This is a genomic window from Algoriphagus litoralis, assembly GCF_003259255.1.
In the GTDB taxonomy this organism is placed as follows: Bacteria; Bacteroidota; Bacteroidia; order Cytophagales; family Cyclobacteriaceae; genus Algoriphagus; species Algoriphagus litoralis.
In genome coordinates this window covers 168,099-192,955 of sequence record NZ_QGOL01000006.1, presented here as the reverse complement: position 1 = coordinate 192,955, position 24,857 = coordinate 168,099, and the positions used below count along the sequence as shown (strand labels likewise).

At 44.3% G+C, this 24,857-nt stretch carries 25 protein-coding genes; 11 read left to right on the top strand and 14 right to left on the bottom strand.

Annotated features, from left to right (window positions below; translation table 11 throughout):
• Positions 1 to 60 precede the first annotated feature (60 nt).
• The 7 genes from accC to pdxA form a co-directional block, all read right to left on the bottom strand.
• Complete coding sequence (gene accC / locus DK188_RS06580) at positions 61 to 1,410, bottom strand: acetyl-CoA carboxylase biotin carboxylase subunit (RefSeq protein WP_111670014.1); 1,350 nt, start codon at positions 1,408 to 1,410, stop codon at positions 61 to 63.
• Between the two features lie 25 nt (positions 1,411 to 1,435).
• Positions 1,436 to 1,909 (bottom strand): acetyl-CoA carboxylase biotin carboxyl carrier protein, encoded by a 474-nt coding sequence (accB, locus tag DK188_RS06575; protein WP_111670013.1) that lies wholly within the window; start codon positions 1,907 to 1,909, stop codon positions 1,436 to 1,438.
• 97 nt (positions 1,910 to 2,006) lie between these two features.
• Complete coding sequence (efp, locus tag DK188_RS06570) at positions 2,007 to 2,570, bottom strand: elongation factor P (protein ID WP_111670012.1); 564 nt, start codon at positions 2,568 to 2,570, stop codon at positions 2,007 to 2,009.
• 27 nt (positions 2,571 to 2,597) lie between these two features.
• Positions 2,598 to 3,599, bottom strand: a complete 1,002-nt coding sequence (locus DK188_RS06565) for a beta-ketoacyl-ACP synthase III (RefSeq protein WP_111670011.1) — start codon at positions 3,597 to 3,599, stop codon at positions 2,598 to 2,600.
• A gap of 230 nt (positions 3,600 to 3,829) precedes the next feature.
• On the bottom strand, positions 3,830 to 4,021 hold the full coding sequence (rpmF, locus tag DK188_RS06560; protein ID WP_111670010.1) for a 50S ribosomal protein L32: 192 nt from the start codon (positions 4,019 to 4,021) through the stop codon (positions 3,830 to 3,832).
• A gap of 18 nt (positions 4,022 to 4,039) precedes the next feature.
• On the bottom strand, positions 4,040 to 4,609 hold the full coding sequence (locus tag DK188_RS06555; protein WP_111670009.1) for a YceD family protein: 570 nt from the start codon (positions 4,607 to 4,609) through the stop codon (positions 4,040 to 4,042).
• Positions 4,610 to 4,718: 109 nt separating this feature from the next.
• Positions 4,719 to 5,741, bottom strand: coding sequence for a 4-hydroxythreonine-4-phosphate dehydrogenase PdxA (gene pdxA / locus DK188_RS06550; RefSeq protein WP_111670008.1), 1,023 nt, complete (start codon positions 5,739 to 5,741; stop codon positions 4,719 to 4,721).
• Positions 5,742 to 5,846: 105 nt separating this feature from the next.
• Between pdxA and rsmA the strand changes: the two genes are divergently transcribed.
• From rsmA to DK188_RS06525, 5 genes are all read left to right on the top strand, one after another.
• Positions 5,847 to 6,632, top strand: coding sequence for a 16S rRNA (adenine(1518)-N(6)/adenine(1519)-N(6))-dimethyltransferase RsmA (rsmA, locus tag DK188_RS06545; protein WP_111670007.1), 786 nt, complete (start codon positions 5,847 to 5,849; stop codon positions 6,630 to 6,632).
• Positions 6,619 to 7,986 (top strand): magnesium transporter, encoded by a 1,368-nt coding sequence (gene mgtE, locus DK188_RS06540; RefSeq protein WP_111670006.1) that lies wholly within the window; start codon positions 6,619 to 6,621, stop codon positions 7,984 to 7,986. Before rsmA ends, mgtE begins: the two co-directional genes overlap by 14 nt.
• 4 nt (positions 7,987 to 7,990) lie before the next feature.
• Entirely contained in the window at positions 7,991 to 8,923 is a 933-nt protein-coding gene (locus DK188_RS06535; protein ID WP_111670005.1) for a 2-hydroxyacid dehydrogenase, read from the top strand.
• 271 nt (positions 8,924 to 9,194) lie between these two features.
• Positions 9,195 to 9,668 carry a transcription elongation factor GreA gene (gene greA, locus DK188_RS06530; protein WP_111670004.1) on the top strand — a complete coding sequence of 158 codons (474 nt, stop codon included), beginning with the start codon at positions 9,195 to 9,197 and terminating at the stop codon, positions 9,666 to 9,668.
• 42 nt (positions 9,669 to 9,710) lie between these two features.
• The gene (locus DK188_RS06525; RefSeq protein ID WP_111670003.1) at positions 9,711 to 10,103 is read left to right on the top strand and encodes an HIT family protein; all 393 of its coding nucleotides are present in this window, start codon (positions 9,711 to 9,713) and stop codon (positions 10,101 to 10,103) included.
• Between the two features lie 81 nt (positions 10,104 to 10,184).
• Here DK188_RS06525 and DK188_RS06520 read toward each other — a convergent pair whose 3' ends face one another.
• Positions 10,185 to 10,928 (bottom strand): 3-keto-disaccharide hydrolase, encoded by a 744-nt coding sequence (locus DK188_RS06520; protein WP_111670002.1) that lies wholly within the window; start codon positions 10,926 to 10,928, stop codon positions 10,185 to 10,187.
• 97 nt (positions 10,929 to 11,025) lie between these two features.
• Between DK188_RS06520 and ypfJ the strand changes: the two genes are divergently transcribed.
• Positions 11,026 to 11,928, top strand: coding sequence for a KPN_02809 family neutral zinc metallopeptidase (ypfJ, locus tag DK188_RS06515; protein ID WP_111670001.1), 903 nt, complete (start codon positions 11,026 to 11,028; stop codon positions 11,926 to 11,928).
• Positions 11,929 to 12,063: 135 nt separating this feature from the next.
• On the opposite strand, the gene DK188_RS06510 is transcribed toward ypfJ, so the two are convergent.
• The gene (locus DK188_RS06510) at positions 12,064 to 13,290 is read right to left on the bottom strand and encodes an Nramp family divalent metal transporter (protein WP_111670000.1); all 1,227 of its coding nucleotides are present in this window, start codon (positions 13,288 to 13,290) and stop codon (positions 12,064 to 12,066) included.
• Between the two features lie 86 nt (positions 13,291 to 13,376).
• Between DK188_RS06510 and DK188_RS06505 the strand changes: the two genes are divergently transcribed.
• From DK188_RS06505 to DK188_RS06490, 4 genes are all read left to right on the top strand, one after another.
• The gene (locus DK188_RS06505) at positions 13,377 to 14,393 is read left to right on the top strand and encodes an alpha/beta fold hydrolase (RefSeq protein ID WP_232825674.1); all 1,017 of its coding nucleotides are present in this window, start codon (positions 13,377 to 13,379) and stop codon (positions 14,391 to 14,393) included.
• Positions 14,394 to 14,502: 109 nt separating this feature from the next.
• Complete coding sequence (locus DK188_RS06500; RefSeq protein ID WP_317046862.1) at positions 14,503 to 15,624, top strand: DNA recombination protein RmuC; 1,122 nt, start codon at positions 14,503 to 14,505, stop codon at positions 15,622 to 15,624.
• A 160-nt stretch (positions 15,625 to 15,784) separates the two neighbouring features.
• The gene (gene trkA, locus DK188_RS06495; RefSeq protein WP_111669998.1) at positions 15,785 to 17,131 is read left to right on the top strand and encodes a Trk system potassium transporter TrkA; all 1,347 of its coding nucleotides are present in this window, start codon (positions 15,785 to 15,787) and stop codon (positions 17,129 to 17,131) included.
• Positions 17,132 to 17,133: 2 nt separating this feature from the next.
• Positions 17,134 to 18,582: a TrkH family potassium uptake protein gene (locus DK188_RS06490; RefSeq protein WP_111669997.1), complete on the top strand. Its 1,449-nt coding sequence runs from the start codon at positions 17,134 to 17,136 to the stop codon at positions 18,580 to 18,582.
• Positions 18,583 to 18,589: 7 nt separating this feature from the next.
• Here DK188_RS06490 and DK188_RS06485 read toward each other — a convergent pair whose 3' ends face one another.
• Genes DK188_RS06485 through DK188_RS06470 form a run of 4 tightly spaced genes read right to left on the bottom strand, consistent with a single transcriptional unit; the run spans position 18,590 to position 23,545 of the window.
• Complete coding sequence (locus tag DK188_RS06485; protein ID WP_111669996.1) at positions 18,590 to 19,042, bottom strand: nucleotidyltransferase; 453 nt, start codon at positions 19,040 to 19,042, stop codon at positions 18,590 to 18,592.
• Positions 19,039 to 19,461 (bottom strand): hypothetical protein, encoded by a 423-nt coding sequence (locus DK188_RS06480; RefSeq protein ID WP_111669995.1) that lies wholly within the window; start codon positions 19,459 to 19,461, stop codon positions 19,039 to 19,041. Before DK188_RS06480 ends, DK188_RS06485 begins: the two co-directional genes overlap by 4 nt.
• A gap of 42 nt (positions 19,462 to 19,503) precedes the next feature.
• Positions 19,504 to 21,963 (bottom strand): ligase-associated DNA damage response DEXH box helicase, encoded by a 2,460-nt coding sequence (locus DK188_RS06475; protein WP_111669994.1) that lies wholly within the window; start codon positions 21,961 to 21,963, stop codon positions 19,504 to 19,506.
• Positions 21,953 to 23,545 carry an ATP-dependent DNA ligase gene (locus DK188_RS06470; protein ID WP_111669993.1) on the bottom strand — a complete coding sequence of 531 codons (1,593 nt, stop codon included), beginning with the start codon at positions 23,543 to 23,545 and terminating at the stop codon, positions 21,953 to 21,955. Before DK188_RS06470 ends, DK188_RS06475 begins: the two co-directional genes overlap by 11 nt.
• 130 nt (positions 23,546 to 23,675) lie before the next feature.
• Here DK188_RS06470 and DK188_RS06465 point away from each other — a divergent pair, with 130 nt between their 5' ends.
• Positions 23,676 to 24,185, top strand: a complete 510-nt coding sequence (locus DK188_RS06465) for a hypothetical protein (protein WP_232825673.1) — start codon at positions 23,676 to 23,678, stop codon at positions 24,183 to 24,185.
• 65 nt (positions 24,186 to 24,250) lie between these two features.
• Here DK188_RS06465 and DK188_RS06460 read toward each other — a convergent pair whose 3' ends face one another.
• Positions 24,251 to 24,847, bottom strand: a complete 597-nt coding sequence (locus DK188_RS06460; RefSeq protein WP_111669992.1) for a hypothetical protein — start codon at positions 24,845 to 24,847, stop codon at positions 24,251 to 24,253.
• Positions 24,848 to 24,857 lie beyond the last annotated feature (10 nt).

Genomic DNA, 24,857 nt, shown 5'->3' with positions numbered 1-24,857 from the left:
GTGGATTGAAAAAGAAAAAGCCGCTCTTCGGAGCGGCTTTTTCTTTGTAAATTCTTTAAATCAATGCCTTACGACAGAGAAGTCAAACGTTTCAAGAAATTTCGTGGTGAAGTTTCCTTCTTTGAACTGCTCATTCTCCAATAATGCAATGTGGAAAGGAATCGTGGTCTTTATTCCATCGATCACAAACTCTTCCAAGGCCCGCTTCATTCTCACAATTACTTCTTCTCTTGACTGACCACTCACGATGAGCTTTGCAATCATGGAGTCGTAATTTGGAGGAATCACATATCCAGCATAAACGTGAGAGTCCACCCTTACGCCTCGTCCTCCCGGAATGTGCAAATTCAGTATTTTCCCTGGGCTTGGTCTGAATCCATGAGCTACGTCCTCGGCATTTATTCTACACTCCATGGCAAACAACTTTGGGTAGTAGTTTCGGCCCGAGATCGTTTCGCCGGCAGCCACTTTGATTTGCTCTTTGATCAGATCAAAATCTGTCACCTCTTCCGTAATCGGATGCTCAACCTGGATTCGGGTATTCATTTCCATGAAGTAGAAGTTGCGGTCTTTATCCACGAGAAACTCGATCGTTCCGGCACCTTCGTATCCGATTGCTTCGGCTCCTTTAATTGCCGCTTTGCCCATGGCATCACGGAGTTCATCAGTAATGAATGGGGAGGGCGTTTCCTCGACCAGTTTCTGGTGACGCCGTTGTATCGAGCAATCTCTTTCGGATAGGTGACAGGCCTTACCAGTCTTGTCTCCGATGATCTGAATCTCAATATGGCGTGGCTCTTCTACATATTTTTCGAGATAGAGCCCATCGTTACCAAAGGCTGCTCCAGATTCCATCTTGGCATCATCCCAAGCTTTTTTGAAATCTTTGTCTTCTCGGACGATTCGCATGCCCCGTCCACCGCCACCAGCGGTAGCTTTGAGGATAATCGGATAGCCCATCTCATTGGCTAGTTTTAAGCCTTGTTCGATGGTGTCGATCAAACCTTCTGATCCTGGGATGGTAGGCACTCCAGCAGCTTTCATGGTAGCTTTGGCAGTAGCCTTATCGCCCATTTTAGAGATCATGTCTGGGGAGGCGCCGATGAATTTGATGTTATATTCTTCACAAATTCTTGAGAATTCTGCATTCTCGGATAGGAAACCATACCCTGGATGTATCGCATCCGCATTGGTGATTTCAGCTGCTGCAATGATTCTCGGGATATTCAGGTAGGATTCCCTGCTAGGTGCAGGTCCAATGCAGACTGCCTCATCAGCAAATCTGACATGTAAACTGTCCTTATCGGCAGTAGAATATACTGCAACCGTTTTGATCCCCATTTCCTTGCAGGTACGGATGATCCGGAGCGCAATTTCTCCACGGTTAGCTATCAATATTTTTTTAAACACGGTCTAATTTGGTTAAGTGAAAAAATCAACCAGCCGGGTCTACTAGGAACAAAGGCTGATCGTATTCTACAGGAGTAGCATTGGCGACAAGGATTTTGACTATTTTGCCTGATACCTCTGATTCGATTTCGTTGAAAAGCTTCATAGCTTCAATGATACAAACGGTCTGCCCAGCCTTGATAGAGGAGCCCTCTGTGGCAAATGGAGCTGAATCAGGGTTAGGTGTCAAGTAAAATGTCCCGATCATTGGGGACTTAATCTCTACCAAATTGGAAGGGGTAGCTGCCGGGGCAGGAGCAGCCGCAGGAGCTGGAGCTGCCGCTACAGGAGCCGGCGCTGCAACTGGGGCAGGAGCTGCCGGAGCAGGCGCGTGTACAATTTGCGCAGACTCAGCATATTTTTTTATGGAAAGTTCGAATTCCTCAGTTTTGATTTTGACCTCTGCAAGGCCGGAATTGGAGATGTAATCGATCAATTCCTGGATCTCTTTAGCTTTCATAGGGTTTTAGTTAGTTGAAATGTGCCGAGACATTTCTCGATGTGTTTAAAAACAATAAAGCTGTGTAATTTAAAGAAATCACACAGCCAATTACAAGTTATTTTACTCTTTCGGAATAGGATCCATCCCGGGTATCCACCTTGATCATGATGTCCTGCTCTACAAATAGAGGCACCATAACTGTAGCACCGGTTTCAAGAATGGCAGGTTTTAATGCATTGGTGGCCGTATCTCCTTTGATTCCGGGCTCAGTATAAGTGATCATCAGCTCTACAAAAGGAGGCAATTCTACCGAAAGGGGAGTCTCAGTTTCATCATGAACAAGAATGTCGACGTTTTGACCGTCTTTCAGGAGCTTTGGTCTTTCGATCAATCGCTCTTCCAAAGAGATTTGCTCAAAAGTTTCTGTGTTCATGAAATTATATCCCATCTCGTCGGCATATAAAAACTGAAAGGGACGTTTTTCAACCCGCGCTGTGGTGACTTTCTCTCCTGCGTTGAAGGTTTTGTCCAAAGTTTTCCCTGTTCTCAGACTTTTTAATTTTGTTCGGACGAAAGCTGCTCCTTTTCCTGGTTTTACGTGCTGGAATTCTACGATGGAATAGATATCGTTATTCATTTCCAGACAGAGTCCATTCTTAAAATCTGCAGTACTTGCCATAAGTGATATTTGATTGAATTTTGAGTTTTAATTTTTTGGATCGTAAGCCCATTTGAGATAGATCGATCCCCATGTAAATCCCCCTCCAAATGCCGCCAAGATGAGGTTATCACCTTTTTTCAGTTGGCTTTCATATTCCCAGAGACAAAGAGGAATGGTGGCTGCAGTAGTATTTCCATACCGCTCGATGTTCATCATGACTTTTTCAGGTCCGATGCCCATTCGGTTTGCAGTGGCATCGATGATTCGCTTGTTGGCTTGGTGAGGCACCAGCCAAGCAACATCTTCGCCTTTCAGGCCATTTCTTTCCATGACTTCAGCACTGACGTCAGCCATGTTTGTCACCGCAAATTTGAAAACGGATGCACCCTCCTGATAGGCAAAATGCTCACGGGCAGCCACAGATTCCGGAGTGGCAGGACGACGGCTACCTCCTGCTTTCATGTGGAGGTAAGGCTCACCCGAACCGTCTGATTTCAAGATAGCGTCGATTACACCTTCTTCTTCGGTAGTGGCTTCAAGCAATACTGCACCAGCTCCGTCGCCAAAAAGAATACAGGTCGTTCGGTCTTGGTAGTCGACGATTGCAGACATCTTATCTGCTCCGACGATGATTACTTTCTTGTGAGTACCAGACTGAATAAATTGAGAACCAACCTGAAGTGCATATAAAAAGCCAGAACAGGCAGCTGCAACATCAAAGCTGAAGCTTTTTTTGGCTCCGACTTTATCGGCAATGATATTGGCTGTAGCAGGAAAAGGTAGATCAGGCGTAACTGTAGCACAGATGATCATTTCGATATCCAGGGGATCGGTATTGGTTTTTTCCAATAGCCCTTTTACCGCCTCGACTGCCATGACAGAAGTACCCTGATTTTCGCCTTTCAGGATTCTTCGCTCCTTGATGCCTGTTCGGGAAGTGATCCACTCGTCATTGGTCTCTACAAGTTTTTCAAGTTCTGCATTTGTCAATCTATACTCCGGAACATAACCTTGGATTCCGGTGATTTTGGCTCTGATTTTATCCATTCTTGTAGATTTGATAGAGGAATTTAAGTGGATAAAGACCTCATACTGGGTTTATATTTTTCTCGGAAAATCCTAAGAAAAGCCAAAAATAGCACAATGCCTTGTGTCCACCAAAACCAAGAAACAATCTGCGATCCAAGTCACTGCAAGTCAGCTTCTTTCAGTTTTGGGAAATAAAAAATCCATTCCTTTGAAGGAATGGATTTTAATAAATGTATCGGAGGCTAGAATTAAGCTCTAACTTCTTTCTCGATGATTACTTGTCCTTTGTAGTACAATTTGCCTTCAAGCCAAAAAGCTCTGTGTGGCAAGTGCATTTCGCCGGTAGTTGGACATTTTGCCATTCCCGGAGCTTCCAGTTTATAATGAGTTCTTCTTTTATCTCTTCTGGTTTTCGAAATTTTTCGTTTAGGATGTGCCATTTTATGCGTGGTTTATGATTATTCTTTGTTTTTAAGTTTCATTAATTGTTCCCACCGTGGATCGATAGGTTTTGTTTCTTCTTCATGTGACTCAGGATTATCCGCTTCAGCATCCAATTCATCATCGATGTAGACATATCCTCCTTCAGCTTCCAATTCCTCGTCATCCAATTCATTTCGATGGTCAGGGTGGATCTTTTTCAGGGGAAGAGCCAGTAGAATGAATTCGTAGATCAATTGCGCAACATTGATCACTGGAGTATCCCGTGTGATCATGAAGACGTCCTCATCAATTTCTTTTTCCTCGGATCCGTACTTATAAATCATCTTTTCGGAAAAATCCAAAGGATGATCAAATACTTCCAAGCTTCGGTCGCAGGTTAATTGTACAGTCCCTTTTATGTGAAAATTGACTTCAATTACATTCGCTCCTTTGTCCAAAATGGCCCGTACAGCCAAGTTGCCCTTCTCGACGATTTCGTTGTCTTCGAAGTTTTGGAAGAATCGATCTCCAATTTCGAAGTCAATTTCGTGCCTTCCTTCTTTGAACTTAATTACTTCAATATCAAAGGTTTTCCAGAATTTCACGATTTGTCCTCCCGATTTAAGACCGCAAATGTAGGTATTATTTTAAAATAGCTAAAACAGAACCTGAAATTATATTTGGTTCTCATTCATTTTTCTTCTTAAAATTAGCTTATTCTGTATCTTCTCCAGCTTCATGCTGCTGGATGATGTCCGAGGCAAGCATCAGTGCCGCACGCATTGAACCCTCATCTGCGATATTTTTTCCTGCAATATTATACGCAGTACCATGATCTGGTGAGGTACGAATGACTGGCAGTCCGGCAGTGAAGTTGACTCCTGAGCTGAATGCGATCGACTTAAACGGTATCAATCCCTGGTCATGATACATGGCAAGTACCCCATCAAACTTGGTCTGGTGCATCATGCCAAAAAAGCCATCGGCAGGATAAGGTCCGAAGACATATTTGTTTTGGTCTTTCAGCTCTTTGATGGCTGGCTTGATGATTTTCTCCTCTTCTTCACCCAAAAGGCCATCTTCTCCAGCATGTGGATTCAGACCTAGAATCGCAATTTTCGGCTTGCTGATCCCGAAATCTTTCTCAAGGCTGGTTAAAAAAATCGTGGCTTTTTTCTGAATTCGCTCCTTTGTGACTGTCTGTGGTACTTTTGCCAATGGCACATGTCCTGTGACCATAGCGACGCGGAGTGATTCGTCCACCATCATCATCAGGCTTTCTTTTGCTCCCACAAAATCCGTGATGAATTCCGTATGTCCTATAAAATGAAAATCGGCTGTGTTCAGGTTATTTTTATTCAAAGGTGCAGTGACCAAGGCTTGTATTTTGCGGTCTTTCAGATCAGCTACTGCTGCCTTGAGCGCCTCCAGGGCCATTTTTGCTGCCTCAGTTGTTTCTACTCCTGGGATGACCTCAGGCGATTCCTCCATCACATTGATCACATTGATCTTGCGGTGTTGGATTTCATCCAAAGTACGGATTTGGGTAAAATTAAAATCCTCCAAACTCATCAGCTTTCGGTAGAAAGTGATCACCTTACCATGACCATAGATCACCGGAGTGAATGACTTATAGACTCTACTGTCTGCCAGAGCTTTAAGGGTTACTTCTACACCGATACCGTTGATGTCTCCGATACTGATTCCTATGATAGGTTTTTGTTTTTTGGCGTTCATATTTTGGTCTACTGGATTGGAAGGACAGGACAAATTTCCCGAACCTTTAGGAATATTCCCTTAATTTTAGGTTCGCAAGTTATAAAAATTTATCTCAGCCAAAGGATGGAAAAAGTCAAACCTAAAAAGCATCTTGGACAGCATTTCCTGACTGATTTGAGCATTGCCGAGCGAATCGCCCAGGCAGTCAAAGGTCATGATGGAGTGGATAAAGTGCTTGAAATCGGCCCCGGAATGGGGGTTCTGACTGATTTCCTGTTGAGAAATCCCCAGGAGCTTTATCTCATTGAAATTGACAGGGAAAGTATAGCTTACCTGCAAAAGAAATATCCAGAACTAGGGGAGCGGATCATTGAAGGGGATTATTTGAAATACGATGCCTCGCGAGTGCTTCCAGACAAGTATTCTATAGCTGGGAATTTTCCATACAATATTTCTTCCCAGATTTTCTTCAAAGTACTTGAAGAAAAAGATCGGGTAACTGAGGTCGTGTGCATGCTTCAAAAGGAGGTTGCCCAAAGAATAGCTTCACCCAAAGGAAACAAGGATTATGGAATCCTCTCAGTATTGCTTCAGGCTTGGTATGATATCGAATACCTGTTTACAGTGCCTCCTGGCGTGTTTAACCCGCCTCCCAAGGTCAACTCAGGAGTAATTCGGCTGACAAGGAATGCAGTAGAAAAACTAGATTGCGATGAAAAGCTATTTTTCAAAGTGGTCAAAGGAGGATTCAGTACGCGCAGAAAAACCCTCAGAAATGCGCTGAAGTCTTTTGAGTTTACAGAGGATTTCAAATCAAACCCGATTTTGGATAAGCGTGCGGAGCAATTGGATGTAGCGGATTTTGTGTTTTTGACCCAACAAATCGAAAAAGGACGTGGAGGCAATTAAGCAATTTGAACTATCCAAAGAATACCTGGAAAGTCTCCAGTTGGGGATCGAGCAGGAAGATGTTGACTTTATCAGAGACTCCCTTGATGGTGTAAACGTCGCTGACATTGCAGCTATTCTCGATGAGCTTAGCATGCAGGAGTCTGTGTATGTCTTACGCCTATTGGATAATCAACTTGCAGCAGACATCCTGATCGAACTGGATGAGGTATCGCTGGTAAAGGTGCTCCGGGAAATAGAAAACTCCGAAATCGCAGCCTGGATAGAATTGATGGACTCCGATGATGGAGCCGATATTTTAAACCTGCTCTCTGAAAAAGACCGGGAGGAAGTCATCTCGGATTTTCAGGACAAAGTCAAATCAGAGCAGGTCCTCGAACTCCTCCGCTATGAGGAAGACACGGCTGGTGGGATCATGGCTAAGGAATTTATCCGGGCCAATAAAAACTGGAATATTCTCCAGACTATCAATGAGATCCGACGCCAAGCTGAGAATGTTGAAAAAATTTATTCCATCTATGTGGTAGATAATCGGCAGCATTTGCTGGGAAGAGTTTCGCTAAAGAAAATCATCCTTGCTGCCTCCGATACCAAAATAGAGCATATCTACGACGAAGATGTGATCTCTGTTCCTGTCCACATGGACCAAGAGGAAGTCGCTTCTGTCATGCGGAAATACGATTTGGAATCCGTGCCGGTAATCAATGCAAAGAACAAGCTGGTCGGGAGAATCACCGTCGATGATATTTTGGACGTCGTGCAGGAGGAGGCCGATGAGGATATTCAGGCTATGTCCGGTATCTCGGATCAAGTAGATGAATACGACAGTGTCTATAAACTCACCAAAGCTCGACTTCCGTGGTTGATGATCGGAATCATCGGAGGGCTCTTGGGAGCTGGATTTATAGGTTTTTTTGAAGAAGGCTTATCCAAAGTCACTGCACTGGCATTTTTCATTCCTCTCATTACTGCAACAGGAGGAAATGTAGGTATCCAATCATCGACACTTATAGTCCAGTCGCTGGCCAATAAATCGGCCTTCGATGACAGTCTTTCCCGGAGGTTTATCAAGGGGCTCACCGTAGCCGTTTTAAATGGACTGATATTGGCCTTGTTTGTATTTGGGATGGTGGTCTTGTTTTATGGCAATGAGGTCAAATTTGCCTTGGTTGTCTCTATTGCGCTTTTTTCAGTCGTTCTTTTGGCGTCTTTTATGGGCACTTTCACCCCTTTGGTACTGGACAGATTCGGAATTAATCCAGCCTTGGCTTCAGGACCCTTCATTACCACAGCCAATGATTTGCTTGGATTGGCAGTTTACTTTTTGGTGGCCATGTCTCTTTTGAATTTGTAGTAAAATGAAGATTTTAATTATTGATGAAATGCATCCCAGCATCATTGAGATGCTTGCCAAACTGGGCCATGAGGTTGCCTATTTTCCAAAAATCACCCGGGAGGAGATTTTGAACGCTGTGGCAGAATTTGATGGGCTGATCATTCGGTCCAAAACTCCCATGGATCGTGAGCTTCTGGAAAAGGCCGTCAACCTGAAGTTTATCGGAAGAGCAGGAGCAGGTTTGGATCAAATCGATTTGGATTACATGGTGGAAAGGGGAGTGAAGCTTTTTCACGCAGCTAAAGGCAACCGAGACGCAGTTGCTGAGCATGCGCTAGGCGGATTGCTTGCGCTCTTCAATCAGGTGATCAAAGCTGACACAGAGGTTCGAAAGGGGATCTGGGACAGAGAGGGAAACCGAGGTCATGAACTCAAGGGTAAAACAGTCGGAATCTTGGGTTTTGGCAATATGGGTAGGGCTTTTTCCAAGCGACTGAGTGGTTTTGGGGTCAAGATCATGGCTTATGATAAGTACAAGATGGACTTTGGATCCGATCTCGTACAGGAAGTCATCTGGGAAAAACTCAAGTCCGAATCAGACATCTTGAGTGTTCATGTTCCGCTCACTCCGGAGACGCGTGATTTTCTGACTTTAGAACAACTTTCCTCTTTTGCTAAGCCGATTTGGCTCATCAATACTGCCAGGGGAGAAGTGATCAGTTTTGCCACACTTAATGCCGCCCTGGATCAGGGAATTCTCAGAGGTGCAGTGTTGGATGTGTTGGAAAACGAGAAGTTCCAAAAGTTTAACCCGGCACAGAAAATGGAATTTGAAAAGCTAGCGCAACGGGAAAATGTCATCTTTTCTCCTCACATCGCAGGTTGGACATTTGAGTCCTATGAGAAGATAAATAGGGTGCTGGTGAAGAAAATAAAGAAGGCGTTTAATGACTGAAAACTAACCTGCTTCTGTCCTTCTAAAAAAGGGCAGATTTACCATTTGTTCAATCCAGTTGAGCCGAGTTTGAGATTGGTATTGTAGCTGGTTGAGACGAGCAGAATAATCTGAAAATAGGGCTTTTTGAAAAGCAGGGACATTTTTTTAAGACTTGCTTTGTCAGAAAGCTTTCCTATCTTTGCATATAAATAAAAGGTAAATACAAAGTAACGGTCTCCGCCACGTGACCGTTACTTTGTTTTTTGTGCCTTTCGAAAAGCTAAAAAATATGTCAAAAGTACAATATTATACCGAAGAGGGTCTTAAGAAATTGAAGGACGAGCTTCAAGAATTAAAAGGTAAAGGTCGTCAGGATATCGCCAAGCAAATCGCTGAAGCGAGGGACAAAGGTGACCTAAGTGAAAATGCTGAATACGATGCTGCCAAAGATGCGCAGGGTCTTTTGGAACTAAAAATAGCCAAGCTGGAAGCAGTAGTCGGCAATGCCAGAGTGTTGGATAATTCGCAGATGGATACCTCCAAAGTAGGTATTCTGTCTACAGTGAAAATCAAAAACACCAAGAACGGCATGACTGTAAGCTACAAGTTGGTTTCCGAAGAGGAAGCAGATTTGAAAGCCGGTAAAATCTCATTGGCATCACCTTTTGGCCGGGGACTAGTAGGTAAAGCGATCGGAGAGATAGCCACTATCAATGCACCTGCTGGCGAGCTTAAATTTGAAATCTTAGATATCACTTATTAATCAACTATCCCGGCATGTTCCGGGATTTTTTTTGGAAAAATCATGGCAAGTATCTTCACTAAAATCATCAATCGAGAAATCCCAGCCCAAATCATAGCCGAGGACGAGCAGTACATTGCGTTTTTAGACATCATGCCTTTGGTAAAAGGTCATGTGTTGGTCGTTCCTAAAAAAGAAGTGGATTACATCTTCAATATGGAGCCGAGCGATTTGGCTGGACTTCATCTTTTTGCACAAAAAGTGGCCAAAGTTATGGACAAGACAATCAAATGCACCCGAATCGGAGTAGCTGTAATTGGTCTCGAAGTGCCTCACGTTCATATTCACTTGGTTCCTTTGAAGACAATGGATGATATCAACTTCACCAGACCAAAGTTGAAATTGACTTCTGAGGAACTGGCGGAAGTCGCTGATACGATTCGAAAAGGATTCTGAATCCAATAAAACTAAAAACCCGACACCATTTGATGTCGGGTTTTTAGTTTACTCATATTTCATCTTGCAATTACAAGCCCATCACTTCACCTTCTTTATCCAAATGTTCCGATACAACACATTGTGTCCCTCTGCCTGAAGTTTGAGCCCTCCGGGAGTATCGGTAATTCCTTTGCCGCCATCATTTCCTCCGTCAATACCTGAGTTAGGACCTCCCCACACTTGTTGGATTTCCACATCATCGTGGATTTTTACGCCATTGAAATGGACGGTCACCCGCGCTTTTTCGGTCAACTTACCGTTTTCAAATCGGGCTGCCCTAAATTTGATATCGTAAGCATTCCATTTACCCACCCCATTGTATTCTTCTGAAGTAGGAAGGTGTTCATTGATCACGGCCGCAAGACCATGCAGTCCGTAGTCTCCATCCAAGATTTGGATTTCGTAGCGGTTTTGAAGATAGACACCACTGTTGCCGCCTTCGTCCTGAATCAAAAATTCCACATGTGCTTCAAAATCCCGGAATTCATCCTTGGTCACAATATCGGCCGCACCGTATTTTCCACCGGCACCTGCGGGGTCGTTGCTACTGATGGCTTTCCCTACATCTACTGGATCTGTCACTTCTGGCCATTTGATAGGCATTTCTGCAGAGAATCTCGGGCCTTCCCAATATTTCCAGTTTTTGTGCAAGGACTTGGCAGTGCCATCGAGGTATACTTTGGCTCCTTTGGGAGCTTTGGTTCCCAGATAGGGAGCTTCCTGGGCAGATGCCGAAACTGCAACAAGCAGTGCAAGAGCAGATACAAACAGTTTAAAATTCATAGGTTTTGGGTTTGTAAATTTTATTAGTGATTTAGATTCGATTTGATTTCGAAGTCTCCAAATTGGTTTATTTTAGCTAAAATAAAATTTATTATTTATGAAATGGCAAGGCAGAAGACAAAGCTCCAATGTCGAGGATAGACGGGGACAAGGTGGCTCAGGTATGGGTGGAGGGGGAATCAATCCCTTTCTGCTAGGCCCTTTGGTTAAGCTGCTGTTTTCCAAAACCGGGATGGTCATCGCTGGGGTATTCATTGTAGGCTCGATGATCATGGGTTACAATCCGCTCAATTTGCTCGGAGGATTGCTTGGCGGTGGCGGCGGACAGGGGTTGACTTCAGAGTCCACTTATTCACCCACAGCTGAAGAGGAAGAGCTTGCGGCCTTTTCTGCGACTATTCTAGGAGATACAGAGACAGTCTGGAATGAACTCATGGACAACTACCGCGAACCCACCCTGGTACTTTTTACGGGTTCGGTTTCATCAGCTTGTGGCTCAGCCAGCAGTGCTACGGGGCCTTTTTATTGTCCAGCCGATGAGAAACTTTACATTGATTTGAGCTTTTTTGAAGAGATGGAGACCAAGCTCCGTGCGGGTGGCGATTTTGCTTACGCCTATGTGATCGCACATGAAGTGGGACATCATATCCAAAAGATCATGGGAATCACTGATCAAGTGCATAGTCTTCGAGGAAAAGTGAGCGAAAAGGAATACAATCTCAACTCGGTCAGACTGGAGCTTCAGGCGGATTTTTTGGCTGGAGTATGGGCTCATCACAGTCAGCGTTCATCAGGAATGATGGAAGCAGGTGACTTAGAAGAGGCGCTTGGCGCTGCCAATGCCATCGGAGATGATCGACTACAGAAGCAAGCTACCGGTCGGGTGGTGCCTGATTCATTTACTCATGGCACTTCCGCTCAGCGCATGAAGTGGTTCAAAAAAGGCTTTGAAACAGGTGATTTGAGCCAAGGAGATACCTTCAGTACAAGAGATCTTTAAGCTTCTGTTTTTCCTGAAAATCAATTTACTTATAGATTTGAACCATTAAGGAAATTAAGCGCTTTGGGTGTGAAAAGGTTGAGGCCTTAAATTTCAAATCTTAATTCTCTAAATCATCTTAGTTGTTCAAAAACCCTAAAACCAACCAAAAACCGTCCCGATACTTTTCAAACCCAAAACCAAAGTAATCAGCCAAATCAAACCTGCGATTCCTGTTCGGATTGATGAGTTTTTGAATTTTCCTAAAACCGAACTTTGCGAAGCAATCCAAATAATCCAGCCGCTGATCACCGGAAGAAGGATGCCATTGGCCAGCTGTGCCAAAGTGATGAGTTGGACGGGTTTGATTCCAAAGGATGAAAAAAGTAAGCCCAACCCGACGATGATGCCCATGCTGATGCGCATCGGTTTGGACTTGATTTCCTGATCCCAGCCCATAATTCCACAGACTACAAAACCGGCTGCTAAGGGTGCTGTCAAGGATGAAGTCAGGCCCGCTGCCAGTAATCCAAACCCCATCATGTAGCCTGCAAAGCGACCGAAGACCGCTTCCAGTCCTCGGGACACATCGATGGCTGAGGTGATTTCCTCACTCGTATTCGCAGCACCGACGATCAAAATTGCCATCGAAACTATCCCTCCCAAAATCACGGAAACCGCAATGTCACGTCGCATCAGGGGAAGGTCAGCTACATTTTTCCATCGTTTGTTTACCAAAGAGGCATAGAGAAACAAATTGTAAGGAACTACGGTCGTCCCGATAAGCGCTACCAAAGTCGGGATTTCGGCAGAGTTCCAAGTCGGGATAAATCCTCTCAGCAGTGCCGAAAAATCCGGTTTAGTTAAAATTGCCGTTACCGAAAATGCAATCGACATCAAAATCACTAAAGCCATCAGAACCCGCTCCAAGGCTTTGTAACTTCCTGACCAGAGTAATAGGAAGGCGATGATTCCCAAAATGAAGTTTCCCGATTGAAGCTGAAGCCCTAAATAATCAAGTGTCGGCGCAGTCCAATAGAAATCTAAGCCGAGGTTAGCCCCAGAGATATTTCCGGATTCGTAGGCAGCATTTCCCAGAACTACAGCCACCAAGATCAAAATCATCGAAAACAGCCTGAAGCCCCGATTTCCCGTTTGATTCCTTACTAGAGAACTTAAATCTGAACCCGTCACAATGCCGATTCTCCCGGAAATTTCCTGTAAAATGACTGTGGCAACAATAGAAAGTACCAAGGCCCAAAGTAGTGAGAAACCGAAATTTGCCCCTGCGAGGGTACAAACAGTTACTGTCCCTGGTCCGATAAATGCTGCAGCGATAAGCGGGCCTGGGCCTATATTTCGAAGTGGATTCTTAACGTTCAAGGAGGTAATTTTTCGGAAAATAGAGAATTGAAAAGAATTATTGTAAGTTTTAGTGTTTAGAAGATTGATTAATTGAAACTCAAGCTATGATTTGGATCAAGCGAATGGCAAAACTCTTTGCAGGTCTGCTTTTGACAGTTGTCTTCTTTTTGCTGTTGCTATACCGCAGCGATATCCCAGCGGAGGAGATAAACGATAAATATCAGACGCCGCAATCCCACTTCGTGGAAGTCAACGGGATCAATGTCCATGTCAGGTTTATGGGAGAAGGCGACCCGATTTTCCTGCTGCATGGGAGTTTTTCTTCACTTCATACTTGGGACAGTTGGCAGCAGGAACTTAGTCCCTATTTTCTAACGATCTCGCTGGATTTCCCCGGACATGGATTGACCGGGCCGGATGAATTGAAGCGCTATACGATTCAGGATTACAGCGAGTTAGTCCTTGCTTTGGCAGAAAAACTTAATCTTCGAAAATTCCATCTGGCGGGGAATTCCATGGGAGGAGCTGTGGCGCTGCAAGTTGCGTCCACCCGGCCGGATCAAGTGCTTTCCCTGAATCTCGTAGATGCCTCTGGAGCACCGAGACTTGAAACCCGGAGCTTGGATTCGACTCAATCTTCTTCGCGGGGAGGTGGTGCTTGGGTGTTCAAACTGATCGAAAATCCCATCTTTTCGAAGATTTTTCTGAAATGTACACCCAAGTTTCTTTTTGCCATGAACATGAAAGAAGTCTACGGAGACGAGTCCAAGATTCAATCGGAAACGACTGATCGCTATTTTGAATTGATGCTCAGAGAAGGTAATCGAAAGGCGACTTTGGATCGGTTAAGCATCCCACGCAGATCCACGGTCGATTTTGAGCGCTTGACGATGCCGACTTTGATTCTCTGGGGAAGTAAGGATTCTTGGATTCCTGTTTCAAATGCCTATGCCTTTGAAAAAGCTATTCCTGGCTCAAATTTGATCATCTTTGATGAGGCTGGACATGTGCCGATGGAAGAAATTCCGACGGAATCTGTCGCAGAATACTTATCCTTTTTAGGTGTGGAGGTAAGAAAAAACTACCTTGAGCCGCCTAAACAAATCGTCTATGCCGATTAATATTCTTCTTTTTGTTGTCCTATCAGTTCAGCTTTTCATATTGGGATTGATTTTTTTTCGGAGGAAAAATGATCAAGAGCGGATTTTTCTTCAATCAGAACTTGCGAGAATGAGCCGTGAACTTGCCCAAGCTTTGGGCGAAGCCCGAAAGGAATCAGGCGAAAACTTGACTCAACAGTTTCGACTGATTTTTGATAACCAGCGTGCAGGATCCAAAGAGCAAAATGAATCCCTTAGAGCGTTTGGTGAAGTGGTCAGAGCTACAATGCAAGATCTGAATGCCCTGCAGCGTGAGAAGTTTGCTCAGCTGACGCAAAGGCAGGACGAGTTGGTCAAGAACACCGAAGCGAGACTTGAAAAGATCCGGGAAACTGTCGATGAGAAGCTTCAAAAAACGCTGGAAACACGACTCGGCCAGTCTTTCGAATTGGTCAGTAATCAACTTCAAGCAGTGCAAAAAGGCTTGGGCGAAATGCAATCACTTGCCAATGGAGTAGGGGATCTCAAGCGGGTTTTGACCAATGTGAAAAGTCGTGGGATCTTGGGTGAATACCAGCTTCAGGCGCTTTTGGAGAATATGCTTGCTCCGGACCAGTATATCTTGAATGCTGCGGTGAATGGAACACGGGATCGGGTGGAGTTTGCAGTGAAAATGCCTGGACAAGACGAAACGGTGCTGCTGCCGATGGATTCCAAATTTCCTCAGGAATCGTATCTGCGCTTGGTGGATGCCTACGATATGGCTGACAAAGCCGCGATCGAATTCTGTCGTCAGGAATTGATCAAGGCTGTCAAAAAGTCGGCAGCAGAAATTCAGGGGAAGTACATCCACCCTCCGGCCACTACGGATTTTGCGATTCTGTTTTTGCCAGTGGAGAGCCTTTATGCCGAGATTCTTCGCGAACCAGGACTTGCCCAGCAGATTCAGCAGGATTTCAAAGTGATCGTCACTGGGCCGACAACCTTATCAGCGATCCTAAATTCACTTCAGATGGGCTTCAGGACTTTGGCAATTCAAAAACGTAGTTCGGAGGTTTGGCAGGTGCTTGGAGCGGTAAAGACTGAATTCGGCACATTTGCACATCTCTTGGAGAAAACCCAACGAAAGATCCACGAGGCCAATTCCGAACTGGATAAATTGGTAGGATTGCGGACGCGAGTCATCCAAAAGAAACTGAAAGACGTCCAAGAATTGCCAGAGACCCAGAGCAAAAATATTCTGGAAGATTAAGAAATCGTTTGCTTTTTAAAAATCGAATTCTAATAAGACTAATTGGACGCTATTTTTTTACCTTTTGATTCTGATTGCAAAAGAAAAAAGCTTATTCGCTGAATATCATTCAGAAAGCTTCTAATTTTGCCACCCTTTCAGATTACTCTTAAATACCTCTATGGGGATGCACATTGTAATCGCAGGAGCAGGAGATATGGGTTACCACCTGGCCGAGCGATTAAGTTTTGATAATAAAGACATTACACTCATCGATACCGAGCGGGATGTTTTGGATTATGTAGCCTCCAAGTTGGATGTAATGACCATCCAAGGTGATGCCACATCGATAGATGTTTTGCAGCAGGCTAATGTCGAAAAAGCCAGCATGGTGCTAGCGGTCACAACCTCCGAAAAGACCAATATTGTCACGGCTGTTCTAGCCAAGCAGCTTGGTGCAAAACGTGTCATGGCTCGGGTCAGAAACCACTCCTACCTCAATGAGGAGAATATTCCTTATTTCAACAATCTGGGAATTGACAATCTGATCTCTCCGACCATGCTTTGCTCCCGGGAGATTTTCAATATGATCGAAAACTCCAGCTTTACCGAGGTTTTTGATTTTGGCAGTGGAAAGTTGAACATCGTCGGCATCACGCTGGATCAATTCAGCCCGCTTGTCAATCAGCGGATCATGGATACGAAATCCGATCCGATCTACGAGGACATTCGCATCATCGCGATAGTCCGTGACCAAAAAACTCTCATTCCAAGAGGGAGTACAATTGTCCGAAACAACGATCATGTTTTTTTCATCTCTAATAAGAAAAATACCGAGACAATCCAGGAAGTCTTGGGCCAGAAAAAGGTCAAAGTCAAGAATATCATGATCATCGGCGGAGATGATATGGCTGTGACTACTGCGCTAAAGCTGCAAGAAAAATATCGGGTCACTCTCGTCAATAAAGACAAAGAGCGATGCAAGTGGCTCGCCGAACACCTGACTGATACCCTGGTCATCAATGGGGATTACAAAAACATCGAAATGCTGGTAGAGGAAGGTTTGGAGCAGATGGATGCTTTTTTGGCGCTGACTGAGTCCTCCGAGACCAACATCATTACCAGTTTGTCAGCCAAAAATCATGGAGTATACAAGACCATTGCGCACGTTGATACCCGGGAATACATTCATATCTCTCACAGCATTGGGGTGGATTCGCTGATCAATAAAAAGCTAGTGGCGGCAAATGAAATCTCCAGATTTCTGAAAAAAGGAACTGTGGAGGCCGTGTCTGGTATTTATGGCGTAGATGCCGAATTCATCCAATACAGTGTCAATAAAAATAACCGGCTAACCAAGCATCCGCTCAAGGAACTGCACTTCCCGGAGACAGCCATCGTAGCCGGAGTGATCCGGGGCGAGGAAGTGTTTATTCCGGATGGGGATTTTTTACTTCATTTGAATGACAAAGCCATCGTCTTGGCTTTGCCCGAAGCGAAATTGTCATTAGAAAAACTTTTCCACTAAGAATGCTTCATTTCAAAGCCATCGGCAAGATCATGGGCGCCCTACTTTTTTTGATAGGCGTCTTGATGCTTCCTGCTGCGGCCATTTCCTGGATTTATGGGGAAAATTCTGCCCCAATCATGATTTCAGCAGCAATCTCTCTTTTTATTGGAATGATTGCTTTTTTCTCATTCTCAAAATATGATCAACTCGTCAGGAAAAGAGAGGGATACCTGATCGTGGTGCTGAGTTGGATTTTTATGACGGGGTTCGGGATGCTGCCCTATATTTTGTCTTCTGAAGTGACTTCTGTTTCGGATGCGATTTTTGAGACGGTTTCAGGTTTGACTACTACTGGGGCCTCCATTTTGACTGACATTGAGGCGATGCCAAAGGGGCTTCTATTCTGGCGATCTATGACGCAATGGATTGGTGGATTGGGAATAATCGTCTTGACCGTTGCGATTTTTCCATTGCTTGGTATTGGCGGGATTGAGCTGTTTGTAGCAGAATCTCCCGGGCCAACTTCAGATAAAGTACACCCACGAATCTCCGAGACTGCAAAGCGGCTATGGTACATTTATGTGGGATTGACCTTGGCAGCGACTTTACTATTCTGGGTGGGCGGAATGACATTTTATGACGCCATCAATCATGCTTTGACGACCTTAGCTACTGGTGGTTTTTCTACCAAAAATGCTTCCATGGCCTATTATGATTCGGCATTCATTCAATACATAGCCATCATTTTTATGTTTTTGGCAGGCACCAACTTCACGCTGATATACTTTGGATTGCATGGGAGATTTAAGAAAGTAATCAAAAGCGATGAGTTTAAGGCCTATTCCATTGCCTTGATTTTTCTATCCGTCATTCTTTCAATTCCGATTTTTGTCCAATCGGATATCAGTATAGAATTTGCCTTCAGAAAGGCCGCCTTTCAGGTAGTTTCCTTGGTGACTACTACCGGTTTTGTATCGGATGATTACACCCAATATGGTCAGGGAATCTCCTATATCTGTTTTATGCTTTTGTTTTTGGGTGGATCGGCTGGTTCTACCGCAGGCGGGATTAAGTTTGTCCGCCATGTGACCTTCTTGAAGAATTCCTGGCTGGAGTTTAAACGGATTGTTCATCCAAGAGCAATTGTTCCTCTGATTATCAATGGAGAGCGGGTCACTGGAAGGATCATCAATAACATCATGAACTTCCTATTGATCTACCTCAGTACGTTTGTGATCGGTTCACTCTTGATATCCTTATTGGGTTATGATTTGGCGACTTCTTTGGGGGCAGTAGCTACCAGTTTGGGCAACGTAGGCCCAGCCATTGGACAGGTAGGGCCGGTGGATAATTTTGCCTTTTTCTCTCCAATGGCTAAAATCGTGCTGTCCGTCATGATGCTTCTAGGCAGACTGGAATTGTTTACCATACTGATTTTGTTCACGCCGTTTTTCTGGAGAGCGAATTAGTGAACAATTATTTGCTTCTCTTTTTTATTTCTTGAATATCTACTAGGTCCTGAGGTCTACCAGAAGCAGATTTATTTTGAATAAAATCCTTCAAACCAATAAATCTGATTTCTAGATTCTCAGTTTTTATGATTTTCGAATTGGGATAAGCGTCTTTGAACTCCACTCCATCAATTGTATTTAATATGTCAATACGAAGCGGTGGATAACCTATTTGAGTGATATATCCGGGTTTTGTGAAGTCCTCTTTTTTGAAATTTAAATTACCAAAGCCAAAATCGACAAGAACCTTAAGAAGCTTTGTAGCATTGGTTTCAGAAATTTCAATCCAAATATCCAAATCTCCAGTATTTCTTGGCTTGCCATGAAAAGCCAAAGCATAACCACCTACTACCATGTAATCAACCGAATGAGCGTTTAGGAGCCCAATGAAATCTTCAAAGTCGGGAAATAGGATCATTCTTTCATCTTAAGTTTTTGGATCTTTTGCTTATCTATTTTGGTGTCTTTTGGTATCCCTTCTGAAGTGAGTTTAGTCACTGCATAAAGTCTTGATTCAGGTTCAGCTGCAAGCCAAAAATCCAGATTTTGCTCAGCCTCTTCATGTGTTGCTTGATTATATCTATTCACTACGGCTTGAATTGATCTAACTTTCCGGGCGATAGGTTTGGTATAGACTTCCTTTCTAAACAAAACCAGTTGATCATTTTCAAAAGCAGTTTTTGCCTTCCCGAGATAATTGTTCAAGGTGCTATAGCTGAGGCTAGGATAGGATTCGCAAAAAACTTTGAGATTTGAAAATATTTCCATCTCTCGTTCACCTCTATTTTTCCAAATAGCAACTACTACGCGTCTTGACGTTTTGATTTTCGGCTCCATTTTCAAATTTAACCAATAAATCAAAAATATTAGTCAATTTACCTAATCAATTACTTCAAACGACGCCATAATTTTCGCCACTTTATCCTCAACTGTCTCCGATGAGATATTGGTGCGGCTGAGTCGGTCTACCATGATGGGAAAGGAAAATGGCGTAAACTGTACCGGATGCTTTACCACGATCTGTTTTTGGTTGAGCTTGCGCAACGCCTGGTAAAACATTTCCTGCTCCATTTGTTGATTGAGCGCCTCTTGTCTTGCCTGCTTCAGCAAAAGATTATCGGGATCATATTGCTCAAAGACCTGATAAAGCAAGCCCGAATTAGCTTGAATGTGCTTAAAAGTCATCGGTTTGCCAGGATAGCCTTGGAAAATTAGACCTGCAATGCTGGCAATCTCGCGAAACTTCCTTCGGGACATTTCACTTTCATTTACGCAGTGAAGGATGTCATCTTCTATATTTTTCATGGAGAAAATATCCTCCTCCAAGATATCTTCGGCTGTGATCGGCGTGTCTGTCAGCAGCTCAAATCCATAATCATTCATCGCCATATTGAATGAAATGGGGAAATTCAAGGATATCCGATACGCGATCAATGCACTCATCAACTCATGCATCATTCGCCCTTCAAATGGGTAAAAGAACAAATGATAGCCTTCTTTGCTCCGATGCGATTCGATTAGAAATGTGTTTTTATCCGGTACAATCGAAAGCTTGTCCTGAAGATCTAGGATTGGCAAAACCCGCCTCACTTCCTCTGACTTGATGATCCCTGAATTGTATTCCTGAAAGATCTCCAGAATCTTATCCGAAAGCTTGGAGGAAAGTGACATCCGGGCCCCCATCCAACTGACGACATTGTTGGTCTTCTTTTCGGAGATTTTCACATACGCATTCAAATCTTTCACCTGAAGCAATTCCAAGCTCCTGCCTGCGAAAAAGAACCGGTCGCCAATTTTCATTTTGGCAATGAAATATTCCTCCACTGTCCCGAGATATGCCCCGTTTTTAAACTTCACCTTAATCATCGCATCAGAGACTATTGTTCCCATACTCAGCCGATGCTTCATGGCGATTTTTTTGCTTTTCACCTTGTATAAGCCATCTTCATCCAAGCTTACTTTCAGAAAGTCTTCGTAATTGCCCAATGAATTTCCTCCCTTGGTGATAAAATCCATCATCCAGTTCATCTCCGTTTGCGAGAGTTGAGCAAAAGACGCGGCTCTTTTGACTACTGGGAAAATCGAATCCGGGTCAAACCCATCCCCAACGGCTAGCGTTACCAAAAACTGAATTAAGACGTCATAGGGCAATTGGGGGGTGAATTGCGACTCCATTTCCTCCTGTTCGATAGCATCACGAAGTGCAGCGGCTTCAATCAATTCGAGGGAATTAGTCGGAACAAAAAAGATCTCTGATGGCAAACCCGGCTGATGTCCCGCCCGACCTGCACGCTGCACAAATCGGGATACACCTTTTGGACTGCCTACTTGAATCACCCGATCCACCGGACGGAAATCCACACCCAAATCCAAACTTGACGTGCACACGACGAGCTTTAGGATTCCTTCATGCAGCGCATTTTCCACCCAAGCACGAACTGAATTATCCAGCGAACCGTGGTGCATCGCAATCCAACCCGCCCAATCGGGTCGTTCTTCCAGTATTTTTTGATACCAAATCTCGGTTTGGGAACGCGTGTTAGTAAAAAGCAGAACTGTGCGACCTGCTTCGATGATGTCAATCACCTGATCCATCATTCGGATTCCCAAGTGTCCATGCCAGGGGTATTTTTCGATTTCCTCTGGGAAAACGGAGCGAATCAAGATCTCTTTTGCCACTTTGGCTTTGACAATATGCAGTGGAAGATGATCGCCCAAAAGTGTTTTGGCAGCATCCTGAAGATTGCCAATCGTCGCCGAAACAGCCCAGCGGCGAAACGTCCCCGGACAGATCGACTGAATGTACTCCAGCGCCAATTGCACCTGCACACCACGCTTATTTCCTACCAGTTCATGCCATTCGTCCACGACCACAGCCTGAATGGATTGAAATAAATCCCTGTGGTCTTTTTGAGAAATCAGGACATGCAGCGTTTCCGGAGTGGTGATCAGGCATTCGGGTGGATTCCGCTTCATCGCTGCCCGCGTTTTGGGATCGGTATCGCCATTTCTGACCATGACCTGCCAAGGTAGACCGATCGCTTTGCAGACTTCCTGCATGGCCTTTTGGAGGTCTTGTGCCAAAGCTCGGAGCGGCGTCACCCAAATCAGTTGAATCCCGTTTTTTTGGGGTTTTTGCCAGGTGTTTGGATTCTTTTGGATGTATTCCAAAAGTGCGGGAAACCATAGCGCAAAGGTCTTACCCGATCCTGTTGGCGCATTGAGCAATCCAGATTTGCCATCCAAAAAGTCTTGCCAGGTTTCGATCTGAAAGGGAAAGGGTGTCCATCCCTTTTTCTTGAAATACTCTAAGCCAATCGCTAAGCGCTTATCCTCCATAGGTTTTTAGAATGGCTTTCAGATCTTCCAGCGTATTTGCCTCCTCTTTGGGTTTGTCTTTGCGCCAGCGCAATATTCGCGGAAATCTCAGTGCAATCCCACTTTTATGACGGGGACTGTCTTGAATTCCTTCAAAGGCAATTTCAAACACCAATTCCGCTTTGACTGTCCTGACCGGACCAAAGCGTTCGCGGGTATTTTTCTTGACAAAAGCATCTACCTCTCGCATTTCGGCATCGGTAAGACCTGAATAGGCTTTTGCGAATGGCACCAAATTGTCTCCGTCCCAGACCGCAAAGGTGTAGTCGCTGTACAGATCGGCACGCCGGCCGTGGCCTTTTTGCGCATAGATCATGACCCCGTCGATCGTGAGCGGATCTATCTTCCACTTCCACCAGCTTCCACGTTTTCTACCGGTTTCATAAGAAGAATCTTTGCGTTTCAGCATCAATCCTTCAGCCAGGTGATCCCTTGAGAGCGATCGAATTTCCCCCAATTCCTCCCAGGTTGTTGCTACAATGAGTTTTGGAAGTTGGAATCGCTCATGAGGGAAGGCGTGATGCAGGTCTTCTAAAAGTTCTCTCCGATTTTGCAAAGAAAGCTCCCGGATGTCTTTCCCCTTAAATTCCAAAAGATCATAGCCCAAAAGACTAACGGGAGCCTCCTGTAGCTGTTTTTTGCTGAGATTTTTTCTCCCGATTCTTGTTTGTAAAAGCGAAAAAGGCAGGGGAGCACCATCACGAAACGCCATAATTTCGCCGTCGATCACCGTGCCGTCCGGAAGTGAATTTGCAAAATCCAGTAGTTCGGGAAATTTCTCATTGACCAATTCCTCACCACGACTCCAGATGAAAGTTTCTCCATTTCGCCGGATCAACTGGCCGCGGATTCCATCCCATTTCCATTCGGCTTGCCAATCTTGAATTTCACCCAGTTCCTCGGGTTCGGTTTCCAAGGGATGCGCAAGGAAAAAGGGGTAAGGTTTGGAATTGTCAAGCTTCATTTCCCGGGCATCAAATAGAGCTGAAAAACTGATTTCCCGAGGATCCCAGCTGCCCATCAATGCATGTGCGATGTTGGATTTGTCAAGTTGGAGTACTTTGGCCAAGGCCTGACTCATCAAACTTTGACTGACCCCAATTCGGAAACCGCCAGTGATGATTTTGTTGAAAATGAACCGCTCTGTTCGGTCTAATTGATACCAAGCGGATTGAATCTTTTCTTTTTTGATTTCGTCTGGTTGCTTTTCTAGCTCCAGTAAAAAGGAGATCCACTGACCGAGGTTTTTATCATTTCCCGAAGTGGGCATTGGCAAAAGCAAGGCAATCGTCTCAGCCAAATCTCCTACCACATGATAGGACTCGTCAAAAAGCCAATCGGGGATCTGTGCAAGGTCTTGGCACCATTCACGAAGCTGTCGCGTGGAAATTTGTCTTTTGGGACGGCGATGGGAGAAGATTGCCACTGCCCAGATCTTTTCCTCATCGACGGCTTTGTTAAAAAAATCAACCAAAGCATTTACTTTATCGCTTGTTTTGTTGCTTTGGTCGAGTTTGGTGATCAACTCTGCGAAATGCTTCATGAATCAATTAAAAGACAAATTTTGGGTTTGGTGACTTTGCATACCAAGTTTCTTGCTGAAAATGATAAATTTAATCCGGAATAAAACAGCATTCGTATTCCGTCCGTTATCTGTACAAAACCTGATACACATGAAAAAGTTAATCCTTGGTTTGTCGATTCTAGTGGGGCTTTGGTCTTGCAGCGATCCCGAACCAGATATTTATACCGGAGAAAGAATTGAATTCCAACTCTTTAAGTCCAGCGATTTTGATTACAATGGCACGCTCTCCATTCAGGAATTACGAACAGGTGGTGTGGAATTTACTATTCATTTGGAAGGTGCAAGATCTGCGAATATTTCCTATCCGGCTCACCTGCATTTTGGAGGATATGATAGTGCTGATGCGCCAATAGCCCAACTATTAACTCCAGTATCAGGAGCTAATCTTAGAAGCGTTACCGTTCTTAATACGCTGTCAGATGGATCAAAAGTAAGTTTTGAGCAGATGAAGGGCTTCGACGGTCATGTTAAAATTCACTTAGCCAATGAAGGACCTGACTACAATGTGATCCTTGTTGCCGGAAATGTCGGTGCAGGTTTCAATGCGGAACTTGGATTTGATCCTTCCAAAATAGCCATTTGCGGAAAGGATTTTTAATCCCAAACCAACGAAAATAAAAAAGGCAACCTAGTCAGGTTGCCTTTACTTTTTTTACCTCATGATTAATTTATCACAATCGGGAACGTGATATCCAAGTCAGACTCTCCACCCGCTTGAACATAATTTGTAAAATTCGGGTTAGTGGCACCTGGGAAGTTTTTGTCAAGATCATGTCTTAACACTACCTGCATGGATGTGTTATTTGTTCCTGGAGAGGATGACACGTTCAGTGTATTTTGTAATCCAATCAATTCTCCACTTGGATCATCGTAGGCGATGGTCAGGATGTTGCTTGAGAAAGCTGATCCTAGAAAGAAGAACTGGTGCTCATCAGCTTCCTCCAAAACTTCTTCCGTGATATCCTCGTCCGCAATTCCATTATAGACTTCAATAGTCATTCGATACTTTTTGCCACGAGTCAATGAAACGGTTTCAATGGTTGGAGTTGCACCGACTTCGATTCCTTCGGGATCACTGGCTGAGAAGGAAGTGATTAATCCCACAGGATTGCCACTTGCATCTAATTCCTGGAAGTTTAGCGTCACATCAGTGATTACTTCACCATCGTTTTCTGGAGTCGGATCATCACTGTCGCAGGATGCAAATCCCATTGCCAAGACACCAAATAGGTACAGAGGAAGTTTTCGTAGGTTTTTCATAGTTAGTAAT